This window comes from Ferrimonas senticii DSM 18821 (assembly GCF_000422665.1).
In the GTDB taxonomy this organism is placed as follows: Bacteria; Pseudomonadota; Gammaproteobacteria; order Enterobacterales; family Shewanellaceae; genus Ferrimonas; species Ferrimonas senticii.
On the sequence record NZ_AUGM01000001.1, the window covers coordinates 742,763 to 763,770 of the forward strand.

The window sequence follows — 21,008 nt, forward strand, 5'->3', positions numbered from 1 at the left end:
CCACTATAAGCCCAAATCGATTTCCACTTCAATATTAAGTAACTTATGTCACATATTCTTTCTCATATAACCATTAAAAACTTTCGTTCATGCAAAGATGCAGAATTTGACCTAACAGAATATACACCAATGGTTGGGTATAATAACGCAGGTAAATCTAACATACTCCAAGCTGTCGAATGGATTTTTAAAGACAAACTGCTTTCAAGTGATTTTTATAACGATCAAGATCAAAGTATTGAAGTTGAGGGATTAATCGAAGGGGTTACACAGGATGTAATTGATCGCTTAGATGAAGAACATAGAGAACCAATTCGTCCATATATTGTTGACAATAGGATCAAAATAAAAAGAGTTCAAATTGCGAATGCCACAAAAAAAGCTGACATGAAGCTTTACATTGAACACCCTGAAAATGGATTCAGACCAAATCCAAGAGGGATTTCAAATGCAATCAAAGCTCTTTTCCCAGATCCAATAAAAATTGGTGCTATGGAAAATGCAGCAGAAGATTCGTCAAAAGCTAAAACATCAACAACAATTGGCAAATTACTATCAGAACTTTGTGATGCGATAAAATCTAACCATGAAGAACTATTTAATCGTCATTTAAATGCGATATCTAGACGTATCGGTGCTGATGGCAATAAAAGAGTAGACACACTTGATAAAATTGATTCGTCAATTAATGAAAAAATTGAAAACTTTTTCCCAGGAGTAAGCCTTAAATTACATTTTAATGTTCCAGATTTTGACGACATTTTTAAAGCTGGAACAGTAAAAGTCTACGAAGATCAACACATTGGACGTGAGTTTGGCGAGTACGGACATGGTGCTCAACGATCAATCCAAATGGCTTTGATTCAAGAACTTGCTGAGGTCAAAAAAAATACTCAAGGTGAATCAACAACATTATTACTAATCGATGAACCAGAGCTATATTTACACCCATTTGCAATCGAACAAGTTCGAGAAGCTCTTTTTGGCCTAACTAAAAATGGATATCAGGTCATATTCTCAACTCATTCCGCACAAATGATCACTTCAGATAAAGCACAGCATACCTTGCTCATAAGAAAATCTACCGAAAAAGGTACGCACAGCAGGCAGCGGCTTCAGGATGCGCTAAATGTTGTTATACCTGATGCTAGAGCACAATCAGAACATCTATTTGCTCTAAGTCAATCAACAGATGTTCTATTTTCAAATCGTGTAATTCTCACGGAAGGTAAAACCGAACTTAGATTATTGCCATTAATATATAAGGCAATAAATAATGCCACATTAGGGCAAAAACAGTTGGGATTAATCGAAACAGGATCAGTTGATAATATTGGCAAGACTATGGCAGTTCTAAATAAGATGGATCTACCGTGTAAAGCTATCGTTGATTTGGACTATGTTTTCAAAGGGGCTATACATAACCAACTAATTGCCGAAGATGATAAAAATATAATTGCCTTAAAGTCAATACTCGCTGGTATGTGCGAGACAAATGAAATAGTAATGAAGGGTGATATTCCTGGAGCTAAACATTGTGCACCTTTGGCTCAAAAAGATGATGCTACAGTATTTATTGAAAATCTTCACAATAAACTTAAAGAAAGTAATATTTGGGTATGGAAAAAAGGTGCAATTGAAGCTCATCTTGGTATTACAGCGAAAAATGAACACTCGTGGGCGATGTTTAAGCAAAACATAGATAAAAATGGTGTAGATAATGCCTGCTCTGATTCTGATGAAATTCGGAGCATGATTGAGTGGCTAGGATAGTCTTTAACGGCTTATAACAAGTGGCTCTAGGTGACTCCTACGGAGTACCTGAACCAAGCGTTAAAAATCCCCAGCAAGCAACCTTGCTGGGGATTTTGTTTTTCACATCGCCCCGCTTAACTGACTTTCTTCATCAGCACGGTGTTGTCTTCACGCAGTTGCTGTTCCAGCTTACGAGCAACGAATTCTGGGCTGGTAGTGTGGCGTGCCAGCAGGTGATAGACCACTGGGATCACGAACAGGGTAAACAAGGTGGCGACGGTAATGCCGGACATCACCACCACCCCAATCACAAAGCGGGTTTCCGCCCCTGCCCCGCTGGCCAGTACCAGCGGAATTGCCCCAGCGGCAGTGGTAATGCCGGTCATCAGGATTGGCCGCAGCCGTGACTGAGCTGCATCAATAATCGCTTGTTCAAAGCGAGTGCCTTGGTCGCGCAGCTGATTGGCAAATTCGACAATCAAGATGCCGTTTTTAGCGGCAAGGCCGACCAGCATAATGATGCCGATTTGCGAATAGATGTTGAGGCTTTGATCGGTGAAGTACAGCCCAAGCAGTGCCCCTAACGTGGCGAGCGGCACCGTTAACATGATCACCAGCGGGTGAATGTAGCTTTCAAACTGCGCCGCCAGCACCAAGAACACCACCACCAGCGCCAACACGAACACAAACATCACCCCAGTGCCGGATTCTTGGAAATCGCGGGATGGGCCTTTATAGGACACCACCACCTCTTCCGGCAGCTTGTCATCGACCACTTGATTTAGGTAGCTAAGCGCTTCGCCCAAGGTGTAGCCGTCGTTAAGGCTGGCCTCAATGGTGATCGCTCGCAAACGGTTAAAGCGGTTTAACCGTGGCGCACTGGCGTACTCTTCCACCGTCACCAAATTGGCCAATGGGATCAGCTCGCCGCTGCGCTCGGAACGCACGTACAGCCCCTGCATATCGCTGGCGTTGTTTTGACGGTCACGCTCGCCTTCCACAATCACGTCGTACTCTTCGCCACGCTCAACAAAGGTGGTGACGTAACGGGAGCCGAGCATGGTTTCCAAGGTGGTGCCGATGGTGCGAATGGATACCCCCAGATCGGCGGCGCGTTCACGGTCGATCTCGACTCGTAACTGCGGTTTGGTCTCTTTGTAGTCGTGATCTAAGCCTTTTAGCCCCGGATTGTTGCGGGCTTCCGCCAGCAAGATATCGCGCCACTCGGCCAGTTCTTCATAGGTGCCACCACCAAGGACAAACTGCACCGGCTTACCGACACCGCGGCCAAAGGCCTGACGCATGATTGGGAAGGCGCGCACCCCGGCCAAATCGCTTAAACGAGCGCGAATATCGGCGATGATCGCCCCCGCTGGACGCCGTTCTGACCAATCGGCGAGGTTAATGATCGCCATTCCGCCAGAGAAATCGGCGGTGTTGCCAAAGCCGCGCGGCGCACGGATCAGCAAGCGCTGAATTTCACCGGATTCCACCAATGGCATCAGCCGGTGCTCGACCTCATTCATGTATTCGGAAATTTGGCTAAAGGTCGCCCCTTCTGGGCCATTGACCATCACAAACATCGAGCCGCGATCTTCGCGCGGTGAGAATTCGGTCGGCAACTTATTCACCAGCCACGCCGAGCCAGCAAAGGCGGCGGCAATCACTGCGATCACCAGCGCCGGACGCTTAACCCACTGCTGCAACGCTTGACCGTAGTGATCGCGCACCACCGTTAAGCCCGCGTCGATTTTGCGGCTAAGCCACGGCTCTTTCTCAACCGGTTTTAGCAAGTTAGCACCCATCATGGGGCTGAGGGTCAGTGCAGTCAGCGACGACAGCAATACCGCCGCGCTCATGGCGATGGAGAACTCTCGGAACAGCTTGCCAAGATCCCCTTCAAGGAAGCCAATCGGCAGGAACACCGCGATCAGCACCACGGTGGTGGCCACAATCGCAAAGCCAACCTGGCGCGCGCCCAAGAACGCGGCTTTCAGTGGCGGTTCGCCCAGTTCGATGCGCCGGTGAATGTTCTCTAGCATCACGATGGCGTCATCCACCACCATGCCGATGGCGAGGATCAACGCCAGCAAGGTCAGCAGGTTAATTGAGTAACCCAAGGCGTAGAGGACGATAAAGGTGCCGATCAGCGATACCGGCACCGTCAGTGCCGGGATCAACATCGCCCGAACGTTGCCAAGGAACAGGAAGATCACCAACACCACCAGCCCCATCGCAATAAACAGGGTGTTGTAGACCTCATCCACCGAGGCCTGAATAAACACCGAGGAATCGTACGAGCGGGCGATGTGCATCCCTTCCGGCAAGGTGGCGTTAAGCTCTTCCACCAGTTCATGCACGGCGCGGGCGACCGCTAAGGTGTTGGCGGTGGATTGGCGGGTAATGCCGATGCCGATCATATCCTGCTGGTTGCCACGGAAGGTGATCCGCTCCTCCTGCGAGCCCAATTCCACCCGAGCCACATCCGCTAAACGAATGCGGTAGCCATCACTGCCATTGCCGATCACCAGCTTGGCAAAATCTTCCGGATCGACGTAGCTGCGCTTCACCCGTACCGAGAACACCCGCGATTCGGATTCGACGTAGCCGCCCGGCAGTTCGATGTTTTCGGCTCGCAGCGCCGAGACAATCTCATCAACGGTAAGGCCACGGGCCGCCAGCTTTTGGCGGTCAACCCAGATGCGGATGGCGTACTCTTTGGCACCACCAAGATAAACATTGGCAACCCCATCGAGTACCGAGAATCGGTCTTGCAGGTAGCGACGGGCAAAATCGGTCAGTTCGATGGAGTTAAGCCGATCCGATTCGAGGTTGAGCCACATGATAACTTCCGAGCTGCCGGAGGCTTTTTCCACCTCTGGCGGATCGGCTTCTTCGGGCAGGTTGTCGAGGATCTGCGAGATGCTGTCGCGCACGTCGTTGGCGGCGGCGTCGATATCGCGGTCGATGCCGAACTCTAAGGTCACGCTAGAGCGGCCATCGCGGCTGGAGGAGATAATGTCGCGAATGCCTTCGATGCCGGAGACCCGATCTTCCACCACTCGGGTAATGCGGTTTTCCACAATCGCCGCCGAGGCGCCGTTGTAGTTGGTGCTGATCTCCACCACCGGCGGATCAATTTTCGGGTATTCCCGCAGTGGCAGTTTGTCGAACGACACCAAGCCAAAGGCGATGATCAGCAGGCTAAGTACCGAGGCAAAGACCGGTCGGCGTACCGAGAGATCGGAGATCACCATTAGCTTGCCTCCTGATAGCTGAAGCGTTCGCTGCTGGAGGTGTTTACGCTCTGGCCGGGACGCACTCGCTGAGCGCCACGGGTGATCACCTGTTCGCCCGCTTCAAGGCCGTTGGTTACTTCGACCCAACCACGCTGACGGGTGCCCAGCTCAATCTGTTTCTCCACCACTTTGCCGTCACTGACGACAAACACGTACTGGCGGTTTTGGCGCGGAATAATCGCTTCTTCAGGGATGATTTGGCTAAGGCGATCATCAACCACTAACCGCAGGGTCATCAACATCCCTGGGCGCAGCAGCAGATCCGGGTTGGCAATTTGCGCCCGCACCACCACCGCCCGCGTGGTTGGATCGATGCGGCTGTCGATGCTGGTAACGGTACCGCTGAAGGGCTGGCTAAAGGCCGCCGCTTGTGCCTGCACTTGGCTGCCGTTGGTCAACTGGCTTAGGAAGCGCTCTGGCACGGTGAAATCAAGGTTAACCACCGAAATGTCATCCAAGGTGGTGATCTGAGTACCGGGGCTAACCAGAGCGCCGGGGCTGATCTCGCGAAAGCCGAGTACCCCCGAGAATGGCGCGCGGATGTAGCGTGCGTCGACTTCCGCTTCGGTTTGCGCCACCACGGCCTGAGCCACATCGATGGCGGTGCGAATTTTATCCAACTGGTTGCTGGCAACGGTTTTGTTCTTTACCAGCCCTTCAATCCGCTGATATTCCCGCTGCTGTTCAACCAAGTTGGCTTTGGCGGCGGTCAGTTTGGCGTCTTGCTCGGCGTGATTGAGGGTCACCAACAGTTGGCTTTGTTCGACCTTATCGCCGTCATCGAAATGGATCTGTTCGACCCGTTCGGTCACTTTGGCGGTCAGTTCCACCGATTCTTGGGCACGAACGGTACCAAGCGCTTCCACCGCTTGTTGCCATTGGCGCTGCTCTACCGGGGCGACGATTACGGTGATGTCGCCACCGCCACGGGGGCCGCCTGCGCTGGCGCTTACGCCCTGTTCTTTGTAATAGATGCCAGCGACTATCGCCGCCGCCAGCACCACCATGGTAATTGCTGATTTGTTCATGGGGTTGTCGATCCTTGTACTGCCTGCAGGCCAGTCTACTGCTACGCAGCCAAGTGACAATCGGTTGACACAAAACCTTACAACGCCATTAACCTGTCGTTAACACGCCAATTCGAGCGCAATAATTAAGCAGCCATTGTGGCTAAATGGTGCCGTAACTCTGCAGTGGCTTAATGGCGCAACAGCCCAATTTTGGCAGTTTATCGTGCTGGATAAGCGCGCCAATCGCAGCAACTCCATTGATGTCGACCGCCAATTTGGTAGTCACATCCACCAGCGCGGTCATTCACCAAGGCAATAAAAAAGGCCGCCTAAGCGACCTTTTTTGCATAGAGTTGCAAAGCAATCGGGACAGATTGCTTTACAGATCTTTTAGTTCTTTTTTCACCAGCTCTTTAAGGGTGTTGGCCATCGCCGTCACTTTATCGGCTGGCAATGGCTGGGCGTCGGCGTCCATAAAGGTAATGGCGGTGCTCTCGCCCTGCTCGGCCACCTTAACTTGGTAGTTACCCGGCTCTAGCGGCAATACATCGTCGCTGCCCCAAAGGTTCTGCCAGAAGCCGCTGTCGCTTTGGTAATCGACAAACAAGGTGCCTAGCTGACGGTCCAGATCTTTGATCTGGAAGCCCATCGCTGGCAGCAGCTTTTGCATCCGCGTCCACACCTGTTCAAACGGTGCATTGGCGACAAAAGCACTGTTACCATCGGCATCAAAACCAAGCTCAGCGCTGAAGCTGCGGCTGTTGGCCAACTCTTGCAACGCTTGCTGCTTATTGCGTTCGAAGTTTAAGTAGCTGATCGAGCCATTCAACATATCGATGGCATAACGGCGCTTATCGGCGTTGGTCAGTACGATCTGCTCATCAACCCCATCTAAAGACTCTTGGTGATCAATCACTTCGATGCTTACTGAACCACTGCGGCCGTGATCTTTCACGTTGCGGGCAAACTGATAACGCTGGCGTACTTGGTAGACTTTATCTTTGAACCACGATTTGCCGATCACTTCGTTGGTTTCAATCCAATCGGTGGTGATCACCCCGCCTTGATTACTGGCGATGGTGATGTTGCGGCTGCCCAAGTAACCGATGATGGCGTTATCGATATCCGCCGTCAGATTGTCGTTGTTGTTGGTTGCTTCGATGATCACGGTAACGCTGTCGGTGCCATCTTGCAGACGGGTACCCGCCGCCAACGGCAGCACTTGCAGCGGTGGTCGCACATCTAAACGGGCGCCTTGAATTGAGCTATCCACCTTACTGCCCAACTGCGGGATCTGATATTCGCGGCTGTAGTTTGGCTGTTTCAGGTTGTCTGGGATCACCAGTTGCTGACCGGCCTTGGCCTGTTCGTATTCAAAACCGCCGCTGGCTTGGCGACGTTCTAACGGGGTGGAACAACCCACCAAGGCGACCAAACTGATGGCCACAAGACTCCGTTTCATTGAGCTTCCTCGAATCGTTTTTATGCAGACGCTTCCAGCGCCTGACGGACTAATTGTTGCGTTGCCTCGGTGGCTGGGGTCAGCGGCAAGCGGTAATGGGTGCAGGCCGTCGCGCCGACCGCTTGCACCGCCCACTTCACCGGAATTGGGTTGGCTTCAACGAACAAGCATTCGTACAGCGGCACCAGCTTGGCATTCAGCGCACGCGCTTCGACCAGCTTGCCCGCCAAGGCGGCATCACACAGCTGCTTAAACAGCGCTGGACGGGCGTTATTAGTAACCGAAATTACCCCATCGCCGCCGCTAAAGATAAACGCCATGGCGGTGGCATCATCACCAGAGAGCAACAGAAAATCGTCGCCACAAGCTTGGCGGAGTGGCGTCACCCGCGACAGATCGCCGGTGGCATCCTTAATACCTATGATGTTGCTAACCTTGCTAAGTTCCGCAACGGTTGCATTGGCCAGATCACATTGGGTGCGACCCGGAACGTTGTAGAGGATCTGTGGGGTGGTGGTGACCGCCGCAATCGCTTGGTAATGGGCAATCAAACCCGCTTGGGTTGGTTTGTTGTAGTACGGAGTGACGCTGAGCATCGCATCCACGCCAACTTCATCCAGCGCCTTAGTCAGGGCGATGGCATCGGCGGTGTTGTTGCTGCCGCTGCCGGCAATCAACGGCACTCGACCCGCAATCGCTTGTTTAACCGCTTTTACCACCTCAACCTGTTCGGCTTTCGATAGGGTTGCGGATTCGCCAGTGGTGCCATTGGCAACAATGGCGTCGGTGCCGTTCTGGATATGAAACTCAACCAGTTGAGCGAGGCTGTCAAAGTCCACCGAGCCGTCGGCGTGCATAGGGGTGATTAGCGCTACTAAACTTCCGCGAAACATCTTTTATTTCCCAATCAGATAGGCCTGCAATACTACTGACGCAGCAGGCCTAAAACAAGGTCGCTACCACCCAGATTAAGTTGTGATAGCATGACGGCCATACAAAAAAGAACCGAACTCAGACAAGAGGCGCCGATCGCCCGTTGAGTCACAAGGAAACTCGAATTATGAGCCAATTTTTGGCAATTACCGCGATGGGCACCGACCGCCCTGGACTGGTGTATCAACTGGCTAACCTGACCGCCAGCTGTGACTGCGACATCATCGATAGCCGCGTGGCCATCTATGGCAACGAATTTACCCTGATTATGCTGGTTAGCGGCGAATACCCAGACATCACCCGCTTGGAAAGCGAGCTGCCTATGTTGGCGGCGCAGCTGGAGCTGATGACTATCTGTAAACGCACGTCCCAGCACAGCGCCGAAGCCTTTACCGGCCGCTTGGTCGCCCGCTTTGAGGGTGAGGACAAGCGCGGCACCATGCAGAAAATTTCGCAGTTCTTGGTGGATCGCAACCTCAGCCTGTCGGGCTTTAGCTCCCACGCCGATAAGACCAAAGGTTCCAGTGGCTTGCAGTTACTAGAAGTACGAGTAGCGGTGACCGATGAGGTTGATTTGGATCAGCTGCAACGGGATCTGATCGCCTTCGCCAACAACATTGGCTTGGACTGCACCATCAGCCGTATGGAAAACCCAGATAACTACATGGAAAAGAAGCAAAACTGATGACTACGCCAATCTCTCCCTTGCAAGCGGGCGATAAAGCGCCCGAGTTTGCTCTGCAAAACCAGCACGATGAGACCATCCGTCTAAGCGATTTCGCCGGTAAACCGGTGCTGGTGTACTTCTATCCGAAAGCGATGACTCCGGGTTGTACTGTGCAAGCGCAGCAACTGCGCGATCACCAAGCCGAACTGGCCGCCAAAGGCGTGGTGGTGATGGGGATTAGCCCAGATCCGGTCAAACGACTAACTAAGTTTGCCGAGCGCGATCAACTGAACTTCCATCTGCTGGCCGATGAAGACCATGCGGTGGCCGACGCGTTCGGCGTTTGGGGCCATAAGAAATTTATGGGCAAAGAGTACGATGGCATCCATCGGTTGAGCTTTTTGATTGGCGCAGACGGCACCATCACCCACTTCATCAATAAGTTCAAAACCAAAGACCATCACCAAGTGGTGCTGGATCTGTTGGACTAAGCCTTAGGCCGTGGTACCGATGGCAACGCCTTGGTTACGACAGCGCTGGTTACCGGCGCTGCTTTGTTTGTGGCTGCTACTGCTGAACGCGGTAGCCAGCCAAGCGTTGGCCGAAACCCTGCACCACCAAGCGCATCATCAGCTCGATGAGCACCATCATGGCGATCAGCCCTGCCCTCAATATGATCTGCTAAAACGGTTAACCTCGCCGCTGGCAAGTACACCGTCATCAGTGACGCTACCCTGCCCGTTACCAGAGCGACAAGCGTTGCCGACTCCGGCGTTATTCGCCGCCGCCTCACCAATACCGTGCAGCCGTGATCCGCCGGAGATTCACTCAAGCTAACCATTAATCCCACTAACATTCTTGAGTGAACACCAATATGAAAACCCAAATTACCGCCATCGCCGCGCTGTTATTCGCCGCCAACGTCATCGCCGCTGATCATTCACATGAGTCGCATTCGTCCCACGCCGAGTCAGCGCACGCTAACCATCAACACGATGCACATGACCATGACCATGACCATGACCATGACCATGACCATCATGATGGTGAGATGCTGCACTTTGAAGGCCACACCCACGGTTTGGGCGAACTGGCATTGATGCAAGATCAGCAACAAGTGATGCTAAGCCTAACCATTCCATCGGAAAGCTTGTGGGGCTTTGAACATGCGCCACAGAACGATGAGCAGCGCGCCGTTATCGACCGAACCTTAAAGCAACTGACCGCCGGTCACCGTTTCTTTAGTTTCAACGCCGCCGCGGCGTGCACGCCAGTATCGGTCGAGGTCCTTAAGCCTGAAGGGCTAAATAACCCCGATGCCAGCCATATGGATGTGACCGCTAACTGGCTGTGGCAATGCCAACAAGCGGAGCAACTGCAGCAGTTGCAGACCAGCCTGTTTAAGCACTACCCGCGCATCGAAAAATTGCAAACTCAAGTGCTGCTGCAATCTGGCAGCCACGGCGGCGAGCTAACCGCTAAGCAACCACAGTTGGAGTGGTGATCGATGAGTGTGTTGCTGATTAATGATCTAAAGCACCAGTGGGCGGCAGATCATGGCTTAAGCGTTAACCAACTGAGCGTCAACGCCGGCGAGATGGTGATGCTGCAAGGGGCTTCCGGCAGTGGCAAAACCACCTTGATGAACTTGATCGCCGGGGTATTGCCATTAGCCGAGGGCGAGATCACCTTAGCCGAGCAGCGCTTAAGTCAACTGTCGGCCAGTCAGCGCGATTCGTTGCGAGCCCGTGTTCTTGGCATCGTGTTTCAGCAATTTAACTTGCTGCCCTATCTGTCGGTATTGGATAACGTGCTGCTGCCGCTGAAGTTTCAAGGCAAGCGTGTTGATGGCAGCGCCAAAGCGCGAGCGCAGTCGCTACTGAGCGCGCTGGAGATGGACGTCAACTTGCAGCAGCAATCGGTTAATCGTCTGTCGGTCGGCCAACAGCAACGGGTAGCCGCCGCTCGGGCGCTGCTGGGTTCACCCAAACTGATTTTGGCGGATGAGCCGACCTCGGCGCTGGATCCCGACAACCGCGATCGCTTTATGGCGCTGCTGTCGGAACAGTGCCGCCAGCAAGGCACGGCGTTGCTGCTGATCAGCCACGATCCGGCCTTGCAAGCCTTGGCGGATCGCCGCTATCAATTGCAGTTGACCGCCCAGGGTAGCGAGGTGTTGCCATGCTAAGCCTGATGCTGCAAAGCCTGAGAAATCGCCGCACCAGCGCCCTGCTGAGCATTGGCGTGATTGCGGTCGCGGTGGCACTGTTTGTTAGCGTCGAGATGGTGCGCCAGCAAGCCAAACAAAGCTTCACCAACACCATCGCCAGCACTGATCTGCTGGTCGGAGCCCGCAGTGGCGATCTGAATCTGCTGCTCTATTCGGTGTTCCATTTAGGCCAGCCGACCGCCAACATGAGCTGGCAAAGCTACCAGAAGGTAGGCCAAATGAATGGCGTTAGCTGGACGGTGCCGTTGATGCTGGGCGACTCGCACAAAGGCTATCGAGTCCTTGGCACCAACGGCGATTACTTTGAGCGTTACCGCTACGGCCGCCAGCAACCGCTGACGCTCCGTCAAGGCAAGGTGTTCGAAGGCTTGTTTGATGTGGTGCTTGGTGCCGAAGTTGCCAAGCGCTTGGGCTATCAGCTGGGGGATCAGTTAGCACTGGCTCACGGTACCGGTTCCGCCACCAGCTTTTCCAATCACGACGATCTGCCGTTTACGGTAAGCGGGATTTTGGCGCCAACAGGGACACCGGTGGATCGCACCTTACATGTATCACTGGAAGCGATTAGCGCCATCCACATCGGCTGGCAAGGTGGGGTAAAAACCGCCCAAGTCGACCGTGAACTGATTGAGAAATACGATCTGACCCCGACCTCAATCTCGGCGGCGCTGGTTGGCCTAAGCAGCAAGTTTAAGTTGTTGTCGGTACAGCGGCAGATCAACACCGATAAGCAAGAGGCGTTGTCGGCGGTGCTGCCGGGGATGGCACTGGCACAGTTATGGCAACTGCTAAGCCAAGCGGAGTTAGCGCTGCAAGTGGTCACCATCTGCGTGATTCTGATTGGCCTGACCGGAATGATCACCACCTTGCTGGCATCACTGAATGAACGCCGACGAGAGATGGCGGTACTGCGCGCCATCGGTGCCAAACCACGGCACATCTTTATGTTGTTGTGGGGCGAAGCGATGGCACTGGCGCTGGTCGGCACATTCGCGGGCTTGGCACTGGCACAAGCACTGGTGCTGCTGCTGGCACCGTGGGCACTGCATCACTACGGCTTGCAGCTATCGATGCACGCTCCCGATCAGCAGCTACTGCTGATGTTGGCGGCGGTAATGGCCACCGCTGCGGTGGTGTCGTTGCTACCAGCATGGCGCGCCTACCGACGCACCTTAGCCGACGGCTTGTCACAACGACTCTAATTTCCTCCACTGGGCGCTGCTGGCGCCCTGTTTTACCCTAAGTTGTACCCTATGACCGAATATCAAAAAATGCTAAACGGCGAGGCGTTCGATGGCGCCGATCCACAGATGTGCGCCGTGCGCGACCGAGCACTCTCGCTAACCTTAGCTTTCAATAGCTGTGCCGATTTTGGCCAGTCACAACAGCTTTTCAGCCAACTGGTAAATCGCATCGGCAAAGGTTCGATCGTAAAACCGCCGTTTTTATGCGAATTCGGCGAACAGATTAGCATCGGCGATAACACCTTTTTCAATATGGGCATCACCATGCTCGATGGCGCCACCATTACTATCGGCAACAATGTGATGATCGGCCCTTCCTGCCAGCTGTATACCGCCTCGCATTCGCTCGATCATCGTCAGCGCCGTCAGTGGCAGACCTACTGCAAACCGATTGTGATTGAAGATGATGTGTGGATTGGTGGCAACGTGGTGATCAACCAAGGCGTCACCATCGGCGCGCGCTCGGTGGTGGCCGCCGGATCGGTGGTCAATCACGATGTGCCGCCGGACTGCTTAGTCGGCGGTACACCAGCGCGGGTACTGAAATCCCTAGCAAGCGTTGACTAACGACGCTGGTTGTAGCTCAATTCAATAAAAAGCACTGGGGCAAACACCCCGAAGTGATCGGAGGGAACGGTTGCAATGAGATCAGTATTACGGATGGCGCTGCTGTTTATCAGCGTCGGCTTAACCAGCATCGCCACAGCCGATGACTATCGTCAGCTCGACTGGCCACAACTGATGCCGGAGGCCGAACGCAATCTGCCACCGCCGATGATCAACCACGGCCTCGATCCGATGGGCGATAGCATGGCGCCGTTCGACCCGCTAGCAGCGGCTAACATTGGTCAGCCTTACGGCGAGGTGATCGAGTCCCTGAATAATCAAAAGGTGCATATCGCCGGTTTTGTGGTGCCGCTGGAAAGCGACGAATATAACGTCACCGAATTTTTGTTGGTGCCCTACTTCGGCGCCTGTATCCACGTGCCACCGCCACCTACCAATCAGATTATCTACGTCAAATACCCCAAAGGCATTCCGATGGACATCATCTGGGACGCCATCTGGGTTGACGGCACCTTGCTGACCAGCGGCTTTACCGTCGATGACAGCACCAGCACCGGCTACTCGCTGCAAGCGGACATCGCCTACCCCTACGATGAAGGCTAACGGCTGACAACTGACAGCTAGAATACTTTCAAGCACCTCAATTGAGGTGCTTGTTGCTATCTGGCTTCGGATAATCCACTGGTCAACCGTAAATTCAGGACTACCTTTGCAAAGAGCAATCCAAGCTGGAGGAGTCCCGATGAACCGCGTTAAAACCCTATTGATGCTGCTGATATTGGCGCTGCCGCTGCAGGCCAACGCCAATGAGCTAATCAGCGCCCTAACCTCACAACTTGGGGTCAGTGAATCCCAAGCCAGTGGTGGCCTTGGAGCACTTTTAGCAACGGCGGCGCCCAATTTAAGCCAAGACAGTCTGGGCTCATTAGCCAACATCATTCCTAATATGGATGGCTTGCTGGCCTCGGGCGGCAAGTTGCTAGAGAGCAACCAAGGTGAGGCCAGTTCCGGTTTAATGGGGCTTATCACCAGCAGCACTGACGCCAGTTCGCTACTGAATCTCAATAGCGCGTTCTCTTCATTGGGACTCGATAGCGATATGGTCGGTCAATTCAGCAAGGTGTTACTGGATTACGTCGACAATCAAGGCGGCGCTGGTCTGGTCGAGCAACTCAAAAGCGCCCTGCTTTAGGGCGTGTTGATATAAAACAACAACGCCAGTGACGGTTAAGCCACTGGCGTTGTGTTTTCGCTAAGAGCGCGCTTGCGATTACGCCTGTTCGGCGGCCGCCACTTTGCGGGCGCTTGGCCAAACGTTGATCACCGCTTTAACCAAGGTGGCCAATGGGATCGCGAAGAACACTCCCCAGAAGCCCCACAAGCCACCGAAGATCAACACCGCAATGATGATCATCACCGGATGCAGGTTAACCGCTTCGGAGAACAGCAATGGCACCAGTACGTTACCATCCAGCGCTTGGATGATGCCATACACCAGCATCACGTAGCCAAATTCCGTCGATACCCCAAACTGGAAGAACGCCACCGCTGCTACCGGCAAAGTGACGATGGTGGCGCCGATATAGGGGATCAATACCGATAGGCCAACCAGCACCGACAACAGCGCCGCATAGCGCAGATCCAGCAAGTAGAAGCCGATAAAGGTGGCGAATCCGACCACCAAAATTTCAATCACTTTACCGCGAATGTAGTTGGCGATCTGAACGTTCATCTCGGCCGCTACCTCTTTGGCCAGTTCACGGTTATCCGGAATAAAGCGGGCAAAACTGCGGTGCAGCTCCGCTTTATCTTTTAAGAAGAAGAACAGCAGCAGCGGCACCACAATGGCGTAGACCATCAGCGCCACTAAGTTAACCAAGGAAGAGAGCGACAGCGATAGCAGACTGCTGCCACCTTGCAACAGGTTCTCATTAAAGGACTTAACCAGCGTCGATAGCTGGGTCGAGTCGATGTAGTCAGGATACTTTTGCGGCAACTCCAACATAAACGCTTGCCACATCGCCACCATGGTTGGTACCTCTGCTGCCAACGCCATCCCCTGTTGCCACAGCGCCGGCAGTAGCACCAACACCACCACCGTCATCAACAGTGCAAACACCGCCAACACGATACTGGCGCCCATCGAACGGGGCACCCCCATCGCTTGCAAGCGTGTAACCGGCCAGTCCAGCATGTACGCCAACACCACCGCCACCAAAATTGGCATCAGCAGTTGGCCATAGAAATAGATAAGTGCAAAGCCTGCCATCAAGATGGCGGCCAAAGTCACGGCTTGGGGATCGGAAAATTTATCCTGATACCAACTGCGGACAAAGTTCAACATGGTGCTGTGCGATTCCTTGAATCAACCGGTGAGTTTAAGCTGCAACTGCTGATCGGTATCTTCGACCACGCAGTAGCTAATCTGATTTTTATCGAGCCAACGGGGAACATCCCGTCGGGTTCCAGAGTCGGATAGTAACAACAGCAGTGGCCGCTGCGTCTGACGCTGCAGTGCTAATTTGATCTGCACAAACGCCATTGGACAGCGCAAGTGGCGAACATCAACCAACGCGGTGGTGTCTTGCTCCACAAACTGTCTCCTTATCCGATGCAAGCACGCATTATTACCTGCACGGTTCCAAACATAAACCACTAGGGGGTAAACTGGATGAAGATTAAGGAATTACCCTACACGTGAAGTTGATTAAGCGCTCTCTTATTGCTGCCATTGTGGCCGCAACCACAGCCGGTTTTAGTCCGATAGCTTACAGCAGCAACAATCTGCCAGAGCTGGGCACCACCGCTGCCACCACCCTAACCATCGACCAAGAGAACGAAATTGGGGCGATGTATATGCGGGTGCTGCGGTCGCAGTTGCCGATCATCAGCGATCCGGTGATGACCGAATACCTTGATGACATCGGCTATCGAATTGTGGCGCACGCCAACAACGTGCGTACCCCGTTTGAATTTTTCTTGGTAAACAACAATGACATCAACGCCTTCGCCTTTTTTGGCGGCCACGTTGGTGTGCACAGTGCATTGTTCCTATACGCCGACAATGAAAGCGAGCTGGCATCGGTACTGGCGCACGAAGTAGCGCACGTGACCCAGCGTCACTTAGCGCGGTCGATTGAGCAACAGCAGCGCTTTACTCCAGCCACCATCGCCGGGGTATTGGGTTCGGTGCTGCTGGCGATGGCCGCCCCAGAAGCGGGGATCGCAGCGCTGCAATCAACCCTGGCTCTGGGCCAACAAGCGCAGATCAACTACACCCGCAGCAACGAACAAGAAGCCGATCGCATCGGCATGCGCTCGTTGGTGGCCGCGGGTTTTGATCCCAATGGCGTACCCAGCTTTTTTGGCAAAATGGCAGCGCAATACCGCTTTGCCAGCAAGCCGCCACAGATGCTGCTAACCCACCCCTTACCAGAGTCACGGATTGCCGACAGTCGAGTACGCGCGGCGCAATATCCGCAAATATTGGTGAAACCGAGCCTGCACTTCCATCTGGCCAAGGCGCGCACCCAAGTTCGCTATGCCGGCTTTAGCACCGAAGTGGCGGTGTCTATCTTAACCAAGCAAAGCCGCCAACTTGATCCGGTGCTGAAGGACGCCGCCAATTACGGCTTGGCACTGGCTTATCTGGAGCAGAAACAGCTGCAACAGGCGCAGCAACTGATTAGCGAACTGCGCGAAAAGGATCCGCATAACCTGTTTTATCTCGATACCTTTGCCGATGTGATGGATGCCACCAATCAGCGTCCCCGCGCCATTAAAGCACTGACCGAGGCACGCAAACTGCGCCCTAACAACAGCGTAATCGAGATCAATCTGGCCAATATGCATCTGCGCGAAGGCCAATACCAACAGGCCAAGCTGCTGCTTGAACGGCAACTGGTACTGGATTCTGAAAACAGTACGGTACTGAGCCTGTTAAGCGAGACCTATCAGCGGCTGGATATGACTGGCAAACGCCATCAAGCGCAAGCGGAGATCTTAGCGCTGCGAGCCGATTACCCACGGGCAATTGATCAATTGCAACGCGCCTACAAACAATCAATGAGTGAACCGTTAGAACTGGCGCGCATTGATGCGCGTATCAAGCAACTGCGCGAAGCGCAGCAACAGATGAAGCAGTACCAATAACCCCTCATGGTTGAGGGTGACAACAATAACAACAGGACCTGTTATGACCACCACCATTTGGCACAACCCAAGGTGCTCCAAAAGCCGCCAAACCCTAGCACTACTGCAGCAACAAGGCATTGAACCGGTGATCGTGCGCTATTTGGAAACGCCCCCCACCATCGCGCAACTGGATCAGGCACTAACGCAGCTCGGCATCGAACCGCTGGCGCTGATCCGCCGCCAAGAAGCGCTGTTTGCCGAGCTTGGTTTAAAGGATGCCGAACTTAGCCGCCAACAGTGGCTAGCGATCATGACCCAACACCCGAAACTGATTGAGCGGCCAGTGGTGCTGCATCAGGGTAAAGCCTGCATCGGTCGCCCGCCGGAAAACGTGTTGGCGCTGTTATGAGCAAGTCATCACAACCATTGGCCAGCAGCAAACACTGGCTGCGATTGGCACAAGGCAGCTACCTGTCAGCATTAGCTTTGCTACTAATTTGGACCGCCACTGCCGCCCGCGATACCAGCAGCTGGTTCCAATGGCTGTTGCTGCTGCCGCTGCTGCTGCCCGCCGTAGGTCTGTTGCAAGGCAAACCCTACACCCACGCTTGGTCGGGCTTTATTGCCGCGCTGTATCTGCTTAGCAGCGCCACCGCTTGGTGGGTTTACCCTGATGAGCGAGTTATCGCCAGTGCCACTATCCTCTGTCTGCTGGCATGGCTGCTCGGCAGTACCTATTTTGCTCGCTATCGTGGTCGCGAACTCGGCCTTGGATTAAAGCGCCCCGATAGCACCTAACTCTTTGCAAGGAGATCTCATGACGCAACGATGGTTCGCCACGACCTCTCTGATAGCACTACTCACCGCCTGTGGCGGCGGCAGTGGCGGTGACAATCCCGCCCAATCCAACGTGCCACCGCCAACGCTAACCCCCGCTGCTGATGTCAGCATCAACGCGCCCGAGCGATTCGCCAGTGGCGACGGCATCGCCCTTTGGGCTCAAGTCGATGGCAGCAGCAATCGACGCTTTAACTGGCAGCAACTGTCGGGACCGGCGGTTAACATTGCCAACCCACAAAGCGCCCTCGCCGCCTTTGCCATTGCCGAATCGGGCAGTTACCGCTTTGCGGTAAGCATCGATGGTCAACAAGCGGAGATCAGCTTCGACACCAGCAGCGACGATGATCAGATCAGCAGTTTCTCTGATCAAACGGTGGTCAGTGGCGGTCGAGTCAGCCTGCGCGCCGAAGCCCTTGATGCCGTTGCTGAGGTGTTTCCCGACAATCTGCGCTGGCAGCAACTTAGCGGCCCCAGCATCAGCGACGTTGGCAATCAAACGCCACAGCTTTATACCTTTACCGCTCCGCAAGTCAGCCAAGACACGGAACTGAGGTTCCGCCTTACTGGCAATGTCGATGGCAGCGCCGGTGAAGATATCATCAGCGTGTGGGTAACTGCCGATCCGGCGCCGATTACCGACGCCTTTTTTGACCAGCCGCTGGCGCGAGTTAGCCCCTATCGCGCCGATTCGCCGTGGGCAGCAGGACTGATGAACTGCGTCTACAACACCCAATTCAGTCAACCTTGTGCGGTAACCCAGTTGCCGTTAATCGGTCAACGCAGCAGCGATCCCAGCATCGATGAGATCCTTGACCGGCTGTTGGTGTCACACCCATGGATGGGGCAGCAATTTGAAACCCTGCTGCGCAACTACGATCCCTTCGGCGATTTTCGCCGGTTGCTGGCAAGTGTCACTGCGGTGGTGATCAGCGCCGATGTGCGCCCGTCGTTTTACTGGGTGGTCACCGGCGCTATCTATCTTGATCCCGAAACCCTGTGGCAATACCCATGGCAGCAGCGCACCATTAATGAAGATCCCGACTTTCGCAGTGGTTTTGGCAACCAGTTACAGTTTTTAATCCCGTGGCGTTATGTGCAGGGCAACAGCTACGCCAGTCTCTACTATCCCCCAGGGGTAAAACTGGAACGACCATGGAGCCAGATAGAACCGGAGATCGCCAGTTTGCTGTACCACGAACTGGCCCACGCCAATGACTTCTTCCCCCGCAGCAGCCACAGCAGCATTAGCGCTGACACCTTATTGGACGAGTATTTTGCCCGGGTCAATGACGCCGGTTTGCCGTCGGATCAATTAACCGCCAGTTACGGCCTGAACAGTTCGACCATGGCCGGTCTCGCTCAGGTCAGCTTTCGTGGGCAAACTGCCAGCGATACCCAAAAAGCACTGACAGCGAGCCAAGTGGCTAACGCCTTTTTCAATGATCGGGCATCGGATTACTATGCCTACAGTACCGTTCGTGAAGATTTAGCGATGTTGTTTGAAGAGATCATGATGCAGCGCCGTTACGGGATCTATCGCGATGTCGCCGTAACTACACCTCGGTCGGACAATGACAGCGAGGATCTGATTGTGGCCCAGGGACAACGTGGCCGCGTTGGCGATGCCACCATCAAGCCACGGGTACAACTGGTGCTAAACCAGCTGTTGCCGGAGGTGGCTAATCTCAGCAACCAACTGCCTGCACCGCAGCCAATGGCAACCGGCGTTGATTGGTTTGAGGCGATCAACCTGCCAACTTCAACCGCACCATTGCTTGCGCCACAACCTCGACTGCAACAACGCTCACCACTGCAGGGTCGCGATCACTTTGGCCCTAGACATCAGCATCGTCAGCAGTGACGCCTTAGGAAAGGCAACCATACGAAAATAAGAAAACTCCGACAAGCCGTCGGAGTTTTTCATTCCAGCTAGCTTGAATGCAGCAGTATCTGTAAGTATTCCCAACCAGTTGACATTAAGGGCGTTGTTGGTTTTGGCTTTTGAACCTTTTACCCGCCCGAAGACCTAATCCTGTGAATGCTGACTTTCGGGCAGGTACATGGGCAAATCACAACGCAAAATCACCAATTGGAAACAGTACAACCAAGCCTTGGTGAATCGTGGTTCCTGAATGTTTTGGTTAGATGATGCTGCGAAAAAACCAATGGCGTAGCCAAGGTCATCACGGTGGGCGTAGTCGAGCTTTTGAATTCAGCAATACCGCCATTGAAACTGCCCTGATGCTTAAAGGAATTTGCAGCCTGTCATACCACAGAAGGGTTTATCAATTTGCTGTTAGAGCTTATGGCCGCAGTGCTTAAGTCGCTGCATTAGCAAACTAGCGAAGTCCGTAAGCGTCCGTTATCGCGCCCCAAGTCGAGGGCCAACAGCACACCTTGTCATCGATTCAACGAGCCTAAAAGGCTACGGTGAGGGCGAATGGGAAACACGTAAGCATGGGGCTGAAAAATGAAGTCAATGTCGTTGGTGTAGCATTGGCTGGCGTCAAGGCACTGAACAAAGTCATAGACCTAAGTGTTGGGTCCCTGATGAATGGCTTGGTTGCTCCGCATCGAGATTCCTATATTCTCGTGACTGGATAGCCAAGTTCATTCAGCAGCTAAGGACAGCAGCACATGCAGATTAAACTCCATGCGAATGCCACCACCACACCGAAAATTCGGAAACTGATCCAACAATCAACCAAACCAGTGGCAGTGCTCGCTAGAGAACTCGGTGTGGCTGAATCAACCATCCGTCGCTGGAAGCGTCGAACGACGGTAAATGACGGCTCCCATACCAAGCACAACTTGGGCACCACATTGAGCAAAACTCAGGAGTTCATTGTGGTGGAGTTGCGCAAGAC

The 21,008-nt window shown here is 53.7% G+C and carries 21 protein-coding genes and 2 pseudogenes; 16 read left to right on the top strand and 7 right to left on the bottom strand.

The window, feature by feature from the left end; translation table 11 throughout:
• Positions 1–45: 45 nt before the first annotated feature.
• Positions 46–1,773, top strand: a complete 1,728-nt coding sequence (locus G506_RS0103390; protein ID WP_028115647.1) for an AAA family ATPase — start codon at positions 46–48, stop codon at positions 1,771–1,773.
• Positions 1,774–1,889: 116 nt separating this feature from the next.
• On the opposite strand, the gene G506_RS0103395 is transcribed toward G506_RS0103390, so the two are convergent.
• From G506_RS0103395 to dapA, 5 genes are all read right to left on the bottom strand, one after another.
• Positions 1,890–5,012, bottom strand: a complete 3,123-nt coding sequence (locus G506_RS0103395; RefSeq protein ID WP_028115648.1) for an efflux RND transporter permease subunit — start codon at positions 5,010–5,012, stop codon at positions 1,890–1,892.
• Positions 5,012–6,082: an efflux RND transporter periplasmic adaptor subunit gene (locus G506_RS0103400; protein ID WP_028115649.1), complete on the bottom strand. Its 1,071-nt coding sequence runs from the start codon at positions 6,080–6,082 to the stop codon at positions 5,012–5,014. Before G506_RS0103400 ends, G506_RS0103395 begins: the two co-directional genes overlap by 1 nt.
• 142 nt (positions 6,083–6,224) lie before the next feature.
• Positions 6,225–6,368, bottom strand: a complete 144-nt coding sequence (locus G506_RS20825) for a hypothetical protein (RefSeq protein ID WP_156904768.1) — start codon at positions 6,366–6,368, stop codon at positions 6,225–6,227.
• 75 nt (positions 6,369–6,443) lie between these two features.
• Complete coding sequence (bamC, locus tag G506_RS0103410) at positions 6,444–7,526, bottom strand: outer membrane protein assembly factor BamC (protein ID WP_035386914.1); 1,083 nt, start codon at positions 7,524–7,526, stop codon at positions 6,444–6,446.
• A 20-nt stretch (positions 7,527–7,546) separates the two neighbouring features.
• The gene (dapA, locus tag G506_RS0103415; RefSeq protein WP_028115651.1) at positions 7,547–8,419 is read right to left on the bottom strand and encodes a 4-hydroxy-tetrahydrodipicolinate synthase; all 873 of its coding nucleotides are present in this window, start codon (positions 8,417–8,419) and stop codon (positions 7,547–7,549) included.
• Between the two features lie 167 nt (positions 8,420–8,586).
• On the opposite strand from dapA, the gene G506_RS0103420 reads away from it, so the two are divergent.
• The 9 genes from G506_RS0103420 to G506_RS18645 all read left to right on the top strand — a co-directional run bounded on the left by G506_RS0103420 (position 8,587) and on the right by G506_RS18645 (position 14,359).
• On the top strand, positions 8,587–9,144 hold the full coding sequence (locus tag G506_RS0103420) for a glycine cleavage system transcriptional repressor (protein ID WP_028115652.1): 558 nt from the start codon (positions 8,587–8,589) through the stop codon (positions 9,142–9,144).
• 11 nt (positions 9,145–9,155) lie between these two features.
• The gene (gene bcp / locus G506_RS0103425; protein ID WP_028115653.1) at positions 9,156–9,617 is read left to right on the top strand and encodes a thioredoxin-dependent thiol peroxidase; all 462 of its coding nucleotides are present in this window, start codon (positions 9,156–9,158) and stop codon (positions 9,615–9,617) included.
• 19 nt (positions 9,618–9,636) lie between these two features.
• The gene (locus G506_RS20830) at positions 9,637–9,963 is read left to right on the top strand and encodes a hypothetical protein (protein WP_156904769.1); all 327 of its coding nucleotides are present in this window, start codon (positions 9,637–9,639) and stop codon (positions 9,961–9,963) included.
• A gap of 37 nt (positions 9,964–10,000) precedes the next feature.
• Complete coding sequence (locus G506_RS0103435; RefSeq protein WP_028115654.1) at positions 10,001–10,630, top strand: ZrgA family zinc uptake protein; 630 nt, start codon at positions 10,001–10,003, stop codon at positions 10,628–10,630.
• A gap of 3 nt (positions 10,631–10,633) precedes the next feature.
• Entirely contained in the window at positions 10,634–11,314 is a 681-nt protein-coding gene (locus G506_RS0103440; RefSeq protein ID WP_028115655.1) for an ABC transporter ATP-binding protein, read from the top strand.
• Positions 11,308–12,558 carry an ABC transporter permease gene (locus G506_RS0103445; protein ID WP_028115656.1) on the top strand — a complete coding sequence of 417 codons (1,251 nt, stop codon included), beginning with the start codon at positions 11,308–11,310 and terminating at the stop codon, positions 12,556–12,558. Before G506_RS0103440 ends, G506_RS0103445 begins: the two co-directional genes overlap by 7 nt.
• A 51-nt stretch (positions 12,559–12,609) precedes the next feature.
• Positions 12,610–13,167, top strand: a complete 558-nt coding sequence (locus G506_RS0103450; protein WP_028115657.1) for a sugar O-acetyltransferase — start codon at positions 12,610–12,612, stop codon at positions 13,165–13,167.
• 75 nt (positions 13,168–13,242) lie between these two features.
• Entirely contained in the window at positions 13,243–13,770 is a 528-nt protein-coding gene (locus tag G506_RS0103455; protein WP_028115658.1) for a DUF3299 domain-containing protein, read from the top strand.
• Positions 13,771–13,909: 139 nt separating this feature from the next.
• Complete coding sequence (locus G506_RS18645; RefSeq protein WP_051201859.1) at positions 13,910–14,359, top strand: DUF2780 domain-containing protein; 450 nt, start codon at positions 13,910–13,912, stop codon at positions 14,357–14,359.
• A 78-nt stretch (positions 14,360–14,437) separates the two neighbouring features.
• On the opposite strand, the gene G506_RS0103465 is transcribed toward G506_RS18645, so the two are convergent.
• A complete protein-coding gene (locus G506_RS0103465) occupies positions 14,438–15,511 on the bottom strand; it encodes an AI-2E family transporter (RefSeq protein WP_028115659.1) in 1,074 nt (357 codons plus the stop codon).
• 21 nt (positions 15,512–15,532) lie between these two features.
• Entirely contained in the window at positions 15,533–15,760 is a 228-nt protein-coding gene (locus tag G506_RS0103470; protein WP_028115660.1) for a sulfurtransferase TusA family protein, read from the bottom strand.
• Positions 15,761–15,864: 104 nt separating this feature from the next.
• Between G506_RS0103470 and bepA the strand changes: the two genes are divergently transcribed.
• The 6 genes and pseudogenes from bepA to G506_RS20600 form a co-directional block, all read left to right on the top strand.
• The gene (gene bepA / locus G506_RS0103475) at positions 15,865–17,319 is read left to right on the top strand and encodes a beta-barrel assembly-enhancing protease (protein WP_035386916.1); all 1,455 of its coding nucleotides are present in this window, start codon (positions 15,865–15,867) and stop codon (positions 17,317–17,319) included.
• Positions 17,320–17,362: 43 nt separating this feature from the next.
• Positions 17,363–17,710: an arsenate reductase (glutaredoxin) gene (gene arsC, locus G506_RS0103480; RefSeq protein ID WP_028115662.1), complete on the top strand. Its 348-nt coding sequence runs from the start codon at positions 17,363–17,365 to the stop codon at positions 17,708–17,710.
• Complete coding sequence (locus tag G506_RS0103485; protein ID WP_051201860.1) at positions 17,707–18,099, top strand: DUF2069 domain-containing protein; 393 nt, start codon at positions 17,707–17,709, stop codon at positions 18,097–18,099. The genes arsC and G506_RS0103485 overlap by 4 nt, the downstream gene beginning before the upstream one ends.
• A 19-nt stretch (positions 18,100–18,118) precedes the next feature.
• Positions 18,119–20,002, top strand: a complete 1,884-nt coding sequence (locus tag G506_RS18650; RefSeq protein WP_051201861.1) for a hypothetical protein — start codon at positions 18,119–18,121, stop codon at positions 20,000–20,002.
• 199 nt (positions 20,003–20,201) lie between these two features.
• Positions 20,202–20,612: pseudogene (locus G506_RS21130) on the top strand (transposase); the annotation flags it as partial.
• 166 nt (positions 20,613–20,778) lie between these two features.
• A pseudogene (locus G506_RS20600) lies at positions 20,779–21,008 on the top strand (IS481 family transposase); the annotation flags it as partial.

Excerpts from the sequence above, each read along its gene's own strand:
- G506_RS0103390 (WP_028115647.1), top strand. The coding sequence starts at position 46 with ATGTCACATATTCTTTCTCATATAACCATTAAAAACTTTCGTTCATGC.
- G506_RS0103395 (WP_028115648.1), bottom strand. The coding sequence starts at position 5,012 with ATGGTGATCTCCGATCTCTCGGTACGCCGACCGGTCTTTGCCTCGGTA.
- G506_RS0103400 (WP_028115649.1), bottom strand. The coding sequence starts at position 6,082 with ATGAACAAATCAGCAATTACCATGGTGGTGCTGGCGGCGGCGATAGTC.
- G506_RS20825 (WP_156904768.1), bottom strand. The coding sequence starts at position 6,368 with ATGACCGCGCTGGTGGATGTGACTACCAAATTGGCGGTCGACATCAAT.
- bamC (WP_035386914.1), bottom strand. The coding sequence starts at position 7,526 with ATGAAACGGAGTCTTGTGGCCATCAGTTTGGTCGCCTTGGTGGGTTGT.
- dapA (WP_028115651.1), bottom strand. The coding sequence starts at position 8,419 with ATGTTTCGCGGAAGTTTAGTAGCGCTAATCACCCCTATGCACGCCGAC.
- G506_RS0103420 (WP_028115652.1), top strand. The coding sequence starts at position 8,587 with ATGAGCCAATTTTTGGCAATTACCGCGATGGGCACCGACCGCCCTGGA.
- G506_RS20830 (WP_156904769.1), top strand. The coding sequence starts at position 9,637 with ATGGCAACGCCTTGGTTACGACAGCGCTGGTTACCGGCGCTGCTTTGT.
- G506_RS0103435 (WP_028115654.1), top strand. The coding sequence starts at position 10,001 with ATGAAAACCCAAATTACCGCCATCGCCGCGCTGTTATTCGCCGCCAAC.
- G506_RS0103440 (WP_028115655.1), top strand. The coding sequence starts at position 10,634 with ATGAGTGTGTTGCTGATTAATGATCTAAAGCACCAGTGGGCGGCAGAT.
- G506_RS0103445 (WP_028115656.1), top strand. The coding sequence starts at position 11,308 with ATGCTAAGCCTGATGCTGCAAAGCCTGAGAAATCGCCGCACCAGCGCC.
- G506_RS0103450 (WP_028115657.1), top strand. The coding sequence starts at position 12,610 with ATGACCGAATATCAAAAAATGCTAAACGGCGAGGCGTTCGATGGCGCC.
- G506_RS0103455 (WP_028115658.1), top strand. The coding sequence starts at position 13,243 with ATGAGATCAGTATTACGGATGGCGCTGCTGTTTATCAGCGTCGGCTTA.
- G506_RS18645 (WP_051201859.1), top strand. The coding sequence starts at position 13,910 with ATGAACCGCGTTAAAACCCTATTGATGCTGCTGATATTGGCGCTGCCG.
- G506_RS0103465 (WP_028115659.1), bottom strand. The coding sequence starts at position 15,511 with ATGTTGAACTTTGTCCGCAGTTGGTATCAGGATAAATTTTCCGATCCC.
- arsC (WP_028115662.1), top strand. The coding sequence starts at position 17,363 with ATGACCACCACCATTTGGCACAACCCAAGGTGCTCCAAAAGCCGCCAA.
- G506_RS0103485 (WP_051201860.1), top strand. The coding sequence starts at position 17,707 with ATGAGCAAGTCATCACAACCATTGGCCAGCAGCAAACACTGGCTGCGA.
- G506_RS18650 (WP_051201861.1), top strand. The coding sequence starts at position 18,119 with ATGACGCAACGATGGTTCGCCACGACCTCTCTGATAGCACTACTCACC.